The 11802-nt window shown below is 37.6% G+C and carries 8 protein-coding genes; all 8 read right to left on the reverse strand.

Annotated features, from left to right (window positions below; all coding sequences use genetic code 11):
• Positions 1-362: 362 nt before the first annotated feature.
• Complete coding sequence (rplT, locus tag OM074_RS20530) at positions 363-710, reverse strand: 50S ribosomal protein L20 (RefSeq protein WP_301202556.1); 348 nt, start codon at positions 708-710, stop codon at positions 363-365.
• 102 nt (positions 711-812) lie between these two features.
• On the reverse strand, positions 813-1010 hold the full coding sequence (rpmI, locus tag OM074_RS20535) for a 50S ribosomal protein L35 (protein WP_301202557.1): 198 nt from the start codon (positions 1008-1010) through the stop codon (positions 813-815).
• A 34-nt stretch (positions 1011-1044) separates the two neighbouring features.
• Positions 1045-1608 carry a translation initiation factor IF-3 gene (gene infC / locus OM074_RS20540; protein WP_363320327.1) on the reverse strand — a complete coding sequence of 188 codons (564 nt, stop codon included), beginning with the start codon at positions 1606-1608 and terminating at the stop codon, positions 1045-1047.
• Positions 1609-1646: 38 nt separating this feature from the next.
• Entirely contained in the window at positions 1647-3599 is a 1953-nt protein-coding gene (thrS, locus tag OM074_RS20545) for a threonine--tRNA ligase (protein ID WP_301202559.1), read from the reverse strand.
• A gap of 110 nt (positions 3600-3709) precedes the next feature.
• Positions 3710-6121: a glycoside hydrolase family 2 TIM barrel-domain containing protein gene (locus OM074_RS20550; RefSeq protein ID WP_301202560.1), complete on the reverse strand. Its 2412-nt coding sequence runs from the start codon at positions 6119-6121 to the stop codon at positions 3710-3712.
• A gap of 298 nt (positions 6122-6419) precedes the next feature.
• On the reverse strand, positions 6420-10079 hold the full coding sequence (locus OM074_RS20555; protein WP_301202562.1) for a hybrid sensor histidine kinase/response regulator transcription factor: 3660 nt from the start codon (positions 10077-10079) through the stop codon (positions 6420-6422).
• A gap of 708 nt (positions 10080-10787) precedes the next feature.
• Positions 10788-11084, reverse strand: coding sequence for a type II toxin-antitoxin system RelE/ParE family toxin (locus OM074_RS20560; protein WP_301202564.1), 297 nt, complete (start codon positions 11082-11084; stop codon positions 10788-10790).
• Complete coding sequence (locus OM074_RS20565; protein WP_301202565.1) at positions 11077-11325, reverse strand: hypothetical protein; 249 nt, start codon at positions 11323-11325, stop codon at positions 11077-11079. Before OM074_RS20565 ends, OM074_RS20560 begins: the two co-directional genes overlap by 8 nt.
• Between the last annotated feature and the right edge of the window lie 477 nt (positions 11326-11802).

The raw sequence follows: 11802 nt of genomic DNA on the forward strand, positions 1-11802 counted from the left end.
TATTGGAGATAGTTTCAGACTTACAGCCTGAGATTTACAGCTTGGTATTTTCAAGGGGCGATGCCCCTTGTTGTGAAGTCAAAGGCTTTCAGCCTTAAATTTATCATTAATAAAGATTCTATTCTAAAGCAATAACATTCTGCTGTTATGGATTGTAGTAAAAATTATTATTAATTGGGACAATCCTTCTTCAAATTTCTTTTGTTCAATACCTGTTTTTATTTAACAGCAAACAAAACTCTTTTTTTCTTCAGACCCAACTTTTGTTACTGATCCGGAAATTGCTTACTATATAACCCATAAAAAAAGGCAGAAAGTAAAAACTCTCTGCCCTTTTAATAATTTGCTGTGACTTTATACAACTAAGCCATTGCTTTTTCTACAACAGCTTTAAAAGCCTCTGGATGATTAACAGCTAAGTCAGCTAAAACTTTTCTGTTAATTTCAATATTTTTCTTAGTCATAGCACCCATTAATTTAGAGTAAGATACTCCTTCGATACGTGCAGCAGCGTTAATCCTTTGGATCCAAAGTGCTCTGAAATGACCTTTTTTCTTCTTTCTATCGCGGTAAGCGTAACCTAAACCTTTTTCGTAGGTGTTTTTAGCTACCGTCCAAACGTTCTTCCTTCTTCCAAAGTAACCTCTGGTTTGCTTTAGAACTCTTTTTCTTCTTGCTCTTGAAGCAACAGCATTTACTGATCTTGGCATTTTTACTTTTTTTAGAATGACTAGCGTTCTGTTGTTCTAACAGAATCTTTCGGCTAATTTCATTCGGTTAATTAATTAAATTTTTAATAAGGACGCCCCTTATTACTTCATGTTCAATAACAACTTAACATTCTTTTCGTCAGCTGCATTAACAGTTGTTGCGTAAGTAAGATTCCTTTTTTGCTTTTTAGTCTTTTTTGTCAAAATGTGACTTTTAAAAGCATGCTTTCTTTTAATCTTACCGCTTCCAGTGATAGTGAAACGCTTCTTAGCACTGGAATTCGTCTTCATCTTTGGCATTGTTACTACTATTAATTGGTTTATATAATTGAAACTACTTTTTAACAGCTTTTTTAGGCGAAAGGAATATAATCATCCTTTTTCCTTCAAGCTTTGGTAGTTGATCAACTTTACCATATTCTTCCAAATCCTGAGCAAATCTTAACAGTAAAATTTCACCTTGTTCTTTAAATAAGATCGAACGACCTTTAAAAAATACATAGGCTTTTACCTTTGCTCCTTCTGAAAGAAATTTTTGAGCATGCTTCAGCTTAAAGTTGTAATCATGGTCATCAGTGTTCGGACCGAACCTGATTTCTTTAACTATAACCTTAACCGCTTTAGATTTAAGCTCTTTTTGTTTACGTTTTTGTTGATACAAAAACTTTTGATAATCTGTAATTCTACATACGGGAGGATCAGCTTTAGGAGAAATCTCCACCAAATCCAGCTCTAACTCATCAGCCATTTTTAACGCCTGAGAAGTTGAATACACTCCCGGATTATCAATATTATCGCCAACAAGTCTAACTTGAGGTATTCGAATCTGATTATTTACGCGAAAGCTCGGTGTATCTTTTTGTTGCGAACCGTGTGGTTTTCTTCTAATCTGTGCTATTGTTAAATCCTCCTATAATTAATTAATAATATTAATGTCTACTCATTATCTATTTTAGAAAGTTGTTCTTCAACTTCCTTGTTTATAAAGCTTATAAATTGCTCAATTTCCATTGATCCTTTATCTCCTTCGCCTTGCTTACGTACAGAAACTGCATTTGTTTCAGCTTCTTTTTCACCTACAATAAGCAAGAATGGTATGCGTTTTAGCTCGTTGTCGCGAATTTTTCTTCCGATCTTTTCGTTTCGGTCATCTAAAACGGTGCGAATATCGGAATTATTCAGGACATTTGAAACTTTTTTTGCGTAATCGTTATATTTTTCGCTGATTGGCAGAACTACCACTTGTTCAGGAGTTAACCATAACGGGAATTTTCCGGCAGTATGTTCTATTAAAACAGCAACAAATCGCTCCATACTTCCAAATGGTGCACGGTGAATCATAACCGGACGGTGTTTTTCTCCGTCTGACCCCATATACTCTAAATCAAAGCGTTCCGGTAGATTGTAATCAACCTGGATGGTTCCAAGTTGCCATTTGCGGCCAATGGCATCGCGTACCATAAAGTCAAGCTTTGGTCCGTAAAATGCAGCTTCGTCATATTCAACAATAGTTTCCATGCCCCGCTCCTCACACGCTTCAACAATGGCAGATTCTGCTTTTTCCCAGTTTTCTTCGCTACCAATATATTTGCTGTGGTCATCTTTGTCGCGTAAAGAAACCTGTGTGATAAAATCTTTAAAATCCAGCGCCTTAAAAATGTAAAGGATGATATCGATTACTTTTTTAAACTCGTCTTTTAACTGATCTGGTGTACAGAAAATATGTGCATCATCCTGAGTAAAGCCCCTTACCCTTGTTAATCCGTGCAATTCACCACTTTGTTCGTAGCGGTATACTGTTCCAAACTCAGCCATACGTATAGGTAAGTCTTTGTACGAAACAGGCTTTACCTTATAAATTTCACAGTGGTGAGGACAGTTCATCGGTTTTAACAAGAACTCTTCTCCTTCGGCAGGAGTATTGATAGGCTGGAATGAATCCTTACCATATTTAGCATAGTGACCCGAAGTCTCCCATAATTCTTTTAATCCGATATGGGGTGTAATTACCTGCTGATACCCATAGGCTAGTTGAACTTTCTTTAAAAAGTTTTCAAGGCGTTCGCGCAGCTTGGCTCCTTTGGGTAGCCAAAGTGGTAAACCTTGTCCTACTCTTTGCGAAAATGCAAAAAGCTCCAGTTCTTTCCCTATTTTACGGTGATCGCGTTTTTGGGCTTCTTCAAGCTTCACCATATGCTCGTCAAGCATTTTTTGTTTAGGGAATGTGATTCCGTAAACGCGGGTCAATTGCTTGCGTGTTTCATCTCCACGCCAGTATGCTCCTGCAATGCTTAAAACTTTTACTGCTTTAATTCCATCTGTTGATGGTAAATGCGGTCCGCGGCACAGGTCGGTAAACTCACCATTTTTATAAAAAGTGATGGTGCCATCTTCAAGCTCGTTAATAAGCTCTAGTTTGTACTCATCTCCTTTATCGTTAAAATAAGCTAAAGCTTCTTCTTTAGTAACGTCAGTTCTTACATAGGCATTTTTCTGACGGGCTAATTCTTTCATCTTAGCTTCAATCTTAGGCATATCGGCATCGCGCAATACAACATCATCGCCAGGATCTACATCATAGTAAAAACCATTTTCAATTGAAGGGCCGATTCCAAATTTCATTCCCGGGTATAAAGCTTCCAGCGCTTCAGCCATCAAGTGGGCCGAAGAGTGCCAAAATGCATGCTTCCCTTCTTCATCCTCCCATTTGTACAACTTAATGGAAGAATCTTCGGTTATTGAACGCGTAAGATCCCAGGTTTCATCATTAACCGAGATTGATAAAACTTCTTTAGCCAAACGAGGACTAATGCTCTTGGCTATTTCAAGTCCGGTAATGCCAGACTCGTACTCTCTTACACTGCCATCAGGCAAGGTTATTTTAACCATATCTATTTGCGTTTTAAGATGTATTGAAGCTTAGATTATACGAACACCTTCACATTCAATCATCTTGTTGTTATTTTATAATCTTTTTGTAAGGTGTGCAAAGATAGATATTATTTTACCAAAATGGTTGCTTTAGCACTTTTTATGCCTTCAGATTTTGCAATTATATTTACTTTTCCTGAGTGTTTTTCTGATCTTAAAATAGCTAAAATTGAACCTTTATGCATTAATCTTTTGTTTCCGTTAAAAAGTTCATCACTTTCATGGTTTCCATTGTCAATAGCAATAAGCCTGGCAGCTCCGGAAACTTCGATGGTTACTTCTCCTTTAGCGGTTTGAACTTTACGTCCTTTTTTATCCACAGCATACACTCTGATGTATTGCAAATCCATACCGTCTGCTTTCCATTCCGGGTTTTCTGTCTCAATTTTTAATGCAGCAGCCTTTCCGGTAGTTTCCATTTCATACCTCGCTACTTCTTTGTTATTGGTCCGGGCAATGGCTACTATTTCCCCATTTTCATAAGGTACATTATTCCACAGAATAATATTCCGCTTATCAACAGCTGTTGTGTCGTTGCGTTTTGTTCCCAATGATTTGTTATTTATGTATAACTCCACTTCTTCGGCATTGGTAAATGTATAAAGGTTGTAGTTTTTGCCTTCATCGCGATTCCAATGGTCCGATAGGTTTAGAGTGCCAATGGTTTGATCGTTCCATTCCTGGCTTTCGGCAGCTTTGTCTACTACCCCTATGTGAACAATGGGCTCTTCAGAGAATGCGCTTTTAACAAGATAGGCTTGTGGAAAGGGATTTAAAGAATGGTCAAAGAATGAATAGTTCCATCCTTTTATGGGCCAGGCTCTTGATTCGCCCCAGTATTCTATGGCGCCCCAGTATGCCAGACCAACCATTTTGTTCCGGTCCATTCCAAAATATGGGGCTAATAACTCATTGGTGGTGGCTTCACTTTGATACACAATCATGTGAGGGGCATGTTTTAGATATTCCTGATAGTCCATCCAGCGATAATTGAAACTGGAGACTTCTGTTACGGTGGCTAGCTCCGGCGGGCATATATTTTTGTTGAAATCTGCGTCTTTTTTGTTTATGGCTCCAGCGCGGGCAGGGTACATGGCCACCGTTGTTTTGCGTGTTGGGTCGTAGCGTTTAACCAGGATATCCATTATTTTATAAGTGGTTACACCCCAATCGTTGGTCTGATATCCGGCCAGGTCTTCTCGCATTTGAAGTTCGTTGCCCAGGCTCCACATGATTACCGATGGGTGGTTGCGGTCGCGTTTTACCCATTCGGTTAAATCCTTATGCCAGGTGTGTGTCCAGGGTTTGCGCCCTGCCCAATAATGTCTGTCGCTCCATTTGTCGTATAGTTCATTTACAATCAGGATTCCTTTTTCATCGGCAATACGCAAAAATGCTTCTGAGTATGGGTTGTGTGAGCAGCGGATGTGGTTGTACCCAAACTTTTTGAGTAGGTCCATTTGTCTTTCAATGGCAGTTTCATGCGCAGCAGCACCTACAGCACCTAAATCATGATGATTGGATATTCCCTTTAAAAATACTTTCTTACCATTAAGCAAAAAGCCTTTTTCTTTTGAAAATACAATGGATCGTATACCAAACTGTTCGCTTACATTATCTATGATTTGTCCATCAAGGCTTAATGTTATATCTGCTTTGTACAGGTTTGGAGTTTCGCAGTTCCATAAATCAGGATTGGTGATTGTTACTTTGGGAAGAGGTACTTCATTGCTTATTTTTTTTGATCCTTTAGGCGTTAATGTTCGGGTTTGTGCCACAAGTTCACCTTTTGAATTATAGATTTTGGCCTCAATTGTTAAGTCATTTCTTTTCCATTGGAAACCTTCTATATCAACCTGCAGGTTTACCGTAGCCTTGTTTTCTGAAACATCCGGAGTGGTTATAAAAACCCCATGACGGGCTACTGAAATCTGGTTTTTTACGATAAGATGTACATCCCGGTATAAACCCCCACCTGTATACCAGCGTGATCCTCCAGTTTTTCCTGTGGAAGCCTTCACTGCAACCACATTTAATGTGTCGTAACGTAAAAGGTTGCTGATGTCTGATTCAAATCCCAGGTAACCATAATCGGTTTTGCCAATTTTTTTGCCGTTGAGCCATACATCGCCTTGTAGCATGATGCCTTCAAAGTTGAGTAATACCTTTTGCCCTATCCATGCCGTATCTGCCGTAAACGATTTGCGATACCATCCTGCACTCATCTCCTTGAAGCCACGTCCTCTTCCGGCTGATTCTTTCCAGGGTTGTTCGATCTGAAAATCGTGCGGAAGGTCAAGTGTTCGCCAATTGCTGTCATCGAAATCTATATTTTGTGCATCTTCAATATCTCCATGCATAAATTTCCAGTCAAAGTTGAATAGCTGCTTTATTCTGCTGGTTTCTTCTGCTTTAGATTTATTTAGTCCGATAACTATAAAAAGGACACACAAGAAGGCTGATCTTATTTGAGTTTTCATATTTAAATTTTTGTTTTTATGTTCTGTTACTTTTTATTGCCATAGCTGAAATAAATTATGTAGTACTGTTGTTTTAATGGGTTATTAAAATTAAATAATCCACTAAGCAAATATTAAATAAACAGTGAAAAATGAGTTATCAAAACTGTTCAGATAATTATCATTTTTAAACAGTGAGATTGTAAGTGGTAGATATTTAGAGGTGTAGGTGTGTGAGTTGTGGGGTGTGAGAAGTTTCAGGCTTTTATGCAAATGTATTTTGTCGGGTTGCTATACAATTTTTTTAATGCCAAAAGTTTTATTGCTTAATGGATTCAATGTAATTAGTAGGTGTTTTGCCAAAGTATTTAGTGAATGCCCGGGTAAAATTGGCCGGGACGTTGTAGCCAACCTTATAAGCTGTTTCCGTAATGTTATACCTACCCTCTTTTAGATATTCAAGAGCCTTGTCCATCCTGAAGCTCATGATAAAATCATTACCGGATTTATTTGTCAGGGCTTTTATTTTTCGATAAAACTGAGAGCGACTCATATTCATTTTTTCGGCTAAAAAATCGATGTTAAACTGAGGGTCGTCAAGATATTGGGCAATGATACCGGATGCTTTTTCTAGAAAGATTTCATCGGCAGAGTTCACTGCAACTTTCTTTAACTCCTTGCCAGTACTTCCTGTGAAAAGTTCACGGAGTTGCCTGCGTTGCTCCAGTAAGTTGTTAACTCTTGCAGAAAGCACATCTGAATTAAAAGGTTTGGTAATGTAGGCATCAGCTCCTGTTTTATATCCTTCTGTTTTTGATTCGTCAGATTGGCGGGCAGTTAATAGTATTATCGGGATGTGGCTGGTGTGTTGATCTGTTTTAAGTTTTTGGCAGAGTTCAAAACCATCTGTGTCAGGCATCATTACATCACTAATGATAATGTCGGGAATGGTTTCAATAGCTTGGCTATATCCTTCGGCACCATTGGCTGCCTGTATTATTTTAAATTCGGTTTTAAAATGTGTTGTAATGTAGTTGCGGATATCGCTATTGTCATCAATGATTAGCATAATAGGTAAATCATTGTCGGTTTTTTTTGATTCTTTTTTTACTATGGGGGTGTTAGTTTCGGGCAGGATATTAAAAATAGTCTCTGATTGAATGGATTCAGTGCTGTCGTTTTCCATTATTGGTAATGTGATCGAGAAATCGGTTCCTTTGTTTATTTGGCTTTTAACTTCAATGTGTCCTTTATGCAGCTTTACTAACTCATGGGTGAGGGCAAGGCCGATACCTGAACCTGGTGTTTGTTTTATAGGGGAACCTGATTGATAAAAGAGTTCAAAAATTCTGTTCAGCTCGTGTTTTTCTATTCCTGTACCGGTGTCGATAACCTGGATGCACACTGCTTTTTCAACTTTGTCAGACAGGTAAACTTTTATATGAATACTGCCGTTTTCAGGTGTAAACTTAAATGAATTTGAGAGAAGGTTATTTAAAACCATATTAAGTTTCTGTTTGTCGAAGCATATTTGGAGTGAAGTTAGGGGAGCTTCAAATTCAAGGGAAATATTTTGGGCCAGTGCCTGGTTTTCAAATGCAGCAACCGAGTTTTTAACAAAAGCAATCAAGTCGCTCTTTTGGAGTGAAAGGGTAAGGTGTCCTGATTCCAGTTTTCTGAAGTCGAGGAGTTGGTTGATGAGTTCTAGCAGTTGTTTTGCATTACGGTACATCATTTTAAAAATGGAGTCAGCATCCTGATGTGCTATTTTTCCAGTCATTAATTTTTCCAGTGGATCGATAATCAGGGTTAAGGGCGTTCTGAATTCATGAGAAACTTCGGTGAAGAACTTCAGCTTGGCCTGATGGATCTCCTGTGCACGTTTTGCGTTTATCTTAGATGTCAGGTAATTATATATCAACCATATAATTGATGTTGTAAGGACTAGGTAGAATCCAATAGCCCACCAAGTTAACCACCAGGGAGGAAGGATGACAATATGCATGGTTTTAGGAGTGGGGTTCCAGACTCCATCGCTATTGGCGGCCTTTACTTTGAAAATATATTCACCTGGAGGAAGGTTGTTGTATGAAGCTTTTCGGTTTGTGGCATTTGTCGAAACCCAATGCTTGTCAAAACCCTCCAGCTGAAACTGATACTTATTTTCAGAAGAGTTGCCATAGTGCAATGCTACAAATTCTAATGAAAATGATCTTTCCTGATAATAGAGAATGAGTTTGTTGGTGCAGAGTAATGATTTTTCAAGTAATACGCGGTTGTTTATTGGTTGGCCGGGTAGTATATGCTTTTGCATTACATTCAACCCGGTAAACACAACCCTTGGGGGATATGGGTTGGTTTTAATATCTTTTGAAGTAAAAGAATTGAGGCCATTTACCCCTCCAAAGAATAACTCTCCATTTATACTGTCGAAAAAGCAGGCGTTTTGGCTAAACTCATTTCCCTGTAACCCATCTTGTATGTTGAAATTCTGAATAGTAAAACTGGTTGTGTTGATCCGGGACAGTCCTTTTTTGTGGCTTGCCCAAACCGAGTTTTGATGATCGTAAAGTACAGCCATGATAATACCTTTGGATAGATTACTTTCCCGGGCAATGCGTGTGATTGTGTCATTTTGGGGATTTAAATAGCATAAACCCTGATCGGAGGCAATCCAGATCATTCCGTTGCTGTCTTCGGTTAACGAATAAGTGCGATTGGAAGATAGGCCATTGTTGCTTTGGTTTTGCTGAACGTAATGTTCAACCTTAAACTGAATTGTATCATCTTTAAATTCAGGGGTGAGTTTGGTTACTCCATTGTCTTCGGTTGCAACCCATAAGTTATTGTTTTTATCTGCGAGTATAGAGCGGATGTATATTCCACCGGTTGTTTTTTGAGGAGGGAAATATTTTAGTTTGTCGTTAGCTCTGTCGAATAATGCCAGGCCTGCCATAGTTCCAACCCAAAGCCTTCCGTTTTGGTCCTCTGCAAAAGCAAAGAACTGGTTTGATGCGCTGTTGCTACAGAGAACAAATTTGTCTGATCCGGGATCATAGCACATTAAACCATTTTTTGTACCAATCCATACTTTGCCCTCTTTGTCGCAATGCAACGACCGTATTTGCAGGTTGCAAAGGTTTTCTTTTCCAATGTAACGATATGTTGGTTCAATGCCTGATGTATTAATGACGGTAATGCCCATATTGCTTGAGCCAACCCAGATGTGTCCTTCTGAATCTTTGCATATTGCCCTGACTACATTATCTGTTAAACCTTTGTTTGCTTGTTTTTTTGTGAAAGTGTTAAATGGTTTTGAATAAAGGTTTGTGAAATTAACACCGCCGTATTCTGTGCCTATCCAAAGATTTTCTTCATCATCTAAATAAACGTTTTTTATCATCTTATCGGATAGGGCAAAACGGTTGTTTAGCATGGGTTGAAATAATAGAGTGTCTCCGGTAGCAATCTGTTTTTGCAAAAGTCCGCTATCGGTGGATTGCCAGATGTATTTGTCGTTTTTGGCAACTTTAAAGTGATTATTGTGCCATAGTTCCACTTGATTTAAGACTTCGACAGGGGCATTGCTTTTGTTGTAGCGCTTAAAATTATCCAGGGAGTAGTTATATTGAAATAAAAATTGTCGTTGCTCGGTCTCAATCCATATGTTTCCAATGGAATCTATTACAATGCAACTAATCCGGTAATCGGGTAAGGCCGTAGAGTCGTTTTCTGATGGGCGGAAAAGCTTAACCTCATAACCATCGTATCTTACAGCGCCTCCCCAGGTACCAAACCACATAAAGCCATACTTGTCCTTAATTATGGAATAAGCTGAGCTTTGCGGAAGTCCATTGTCAACATTGAGATGATGAAATTTTAAATTTTGTGCAGGTTGGCTGTTTATGGTATTGAAAATGGTGGTTAAGAAAATTGCAATAAGTGTGATTTTTTTTGCTGTATCATTTACAATATTCATAGGGCAATTTCAAAAGAGCATAAATTGTTGTGTGTGCTAAAATAATCAATATCCGTGTGATTTGATAATTAATATTGTTTTGTTAATCCGGGAATGTCAAGTTTTGTATTCTGTTTAATATATTTTACACTCCCTTTTATTATCCTATGATATACCAAGTATATGACGTCGTACTTACTATGGTTTTGCCATGCCTGTTTTATGCTCTTTCTTCGGTCCCTTAGAAGCAATGCCGAAGCAAAGAACAATCAACGAATGTGCATAGTCAACACAACCACAATACAACCACAATACAAAGAAATAGCAACAACCATGCATAGGATTAGCATAGCCTATGCATAGAAATAGCAAAGCCTATGCATAGGAATGCAAAGACATAGCAAAGAAATGTCATAAAAACACCGAAAAATGACAAAACCGTGAATATTTTTGGCCAAAAATGCGATTTTGATGAATATTTTTGTCGTTTTTTTGCGATTTTCGTGAATATCGGACCTTTTTTAGATATTTCTGGCTCAAACCTGACTCTGTCTAAAAATAGTTATGTCTCATATTCAGTGTGATACAAGTAAAAAAAGTTACTGTAAAATTATAGTAATTTTTTCGCGTTACTCTGTATGCTACTTTAGTACTAGACAATTAGCAATGGTCAATTAACAATGACCAATTAGCTTATGGGCGATCTACTTGAGTGTGGGTAGTGATTGTTTAAAACTTCAGCTTCTTTGGATCTTGACGAGAGTCAAATAGTCTAGCAATTTCTACTCCATCAGAAACTACTCTATAATAAAGTGTATTTTGCTTTGTGATTACACTTTTTCTTATCTGCAACTCAGCATTGATAACGGGGAATATTTTGGGATCTTCCATAATCAACCCAATATTATCGTCAATCCTATTAATGAATTTATTTACGACATGTTGACTCCATTTACTTTGTAAATAATCTAATATTAACCTAAGATCTTCTTCTGCTGCAGGAGACCAAGTTGCTTTTCTATTCATTGGTATATTGATTTCTAATATCTGTCATTAAATCACTGTGACTTCGTCCTTCTCCTTTGTTCAGTTGGTCAATTCCATATTTAATTGCTTCTTGCTGCTCTTGTGTTAGATTTTGCCAATCATCTAGTTCACTTTTACCATTAATAAAATTTAATAGCATCCCATACGCTTCTTCTAGTCTATTCCCTTTTAGGGAATCTAATTTTCTAAACAAGTCTATTTTTATTTCTGCTGCATTCATAATTAAATCTTTTTGTAAAGATAAAAAATCAACAAACAATGAACAATGACAATTTGTGTCATTGTTCATTGTTTGTTGTTATTTGGTCATGCATATATTTTTATTAACCTGAAGAGTGGATATTTTACATCGACAATAGTACAAATCATCGGTAAACTTTTTCACCTAACAGGCTGAAGGTCTGAAATATCGCAACTTGGGGCAGCGCCCCAAGTACTTGTACGTCATGCAAATTCAGGCTGTAAGTCTGAAACATTTTCATTGCATTAGTTTCTTTAAATAATAAATACAGACTATAAACTATGGGGCAATCACTATCTCAACTTTATATTCATCTTACCTTTGGGGCCAAAAAAGGATATCCTTTTATATCATCAGATTAGGAGGGGAAACTCCTTGCTTTTATTACGGGCATATTGAAAAATTACGATTCTTCATGTATTATTTCCAATTCAGTTGAAGATCATGTGCATATTC

This window comes from Plebeiibacterium marinum (assembly GCF_026013615.1).
Taxonomy (GTDB): Bacteria; Bacteroidota; Bacteroidia; order Bacteroidales; family Marinilabiliaceae; genus Saccharicrinis; species Saccharicrinis marinus_A.

Bases quoted from the DNA above. Each gene is read 5' to 3' on its own strand.
- OM074_RS20550 (WP_301202560.1), bottom strand. From the start codon at position 6,121: ATGAAAACTCAAATAAGATCAGCCTTCTTGTGTGTCCTTTTTATAGTT.
- OM074_RS20565 (WP_301202565.1), bottom strand. From the start codon at position 11,325: ATGAATGCAGCAGAAATAAAAATAGACTTGTTTAGAAAATTAGATTCC.
- OM074_RS20555 (WP_301202562.1), bottom strand. From the start codon at position 10,079: ATGAATATTGTAAATGATACAGCAAAAAAAATCACACTTATTGCAATT.
- rpmI (WP_301202557.1), bottom strand. From the start codon at position 1,010: ATGCCAAAGATGAAGACGAATTCCAGTGCTAAGAAGCGTTTCACTATC.
- OM074_RS20560 (WP_301202564.1), bottom strand. From the start codon at position 11,084: ATGAATAGAAAAGCAACTTGGTCTCCTGCAGCAGAAGAAGATCTTAGG.
- rplT (WP_301202556.1), bottom strand. From the start codon at position 710: ATGCCAAGATCAGTAAATGCTGTTGCTTCAAGAGCAAGAAGAAAAAGA.
- thrS (WP_301202559.1), bottom strand. From the start codon at position 3,599: ATGGTTAAAATAACCTTGCCTGATGGCAGTGTAAGAGAGTACGAGTCT.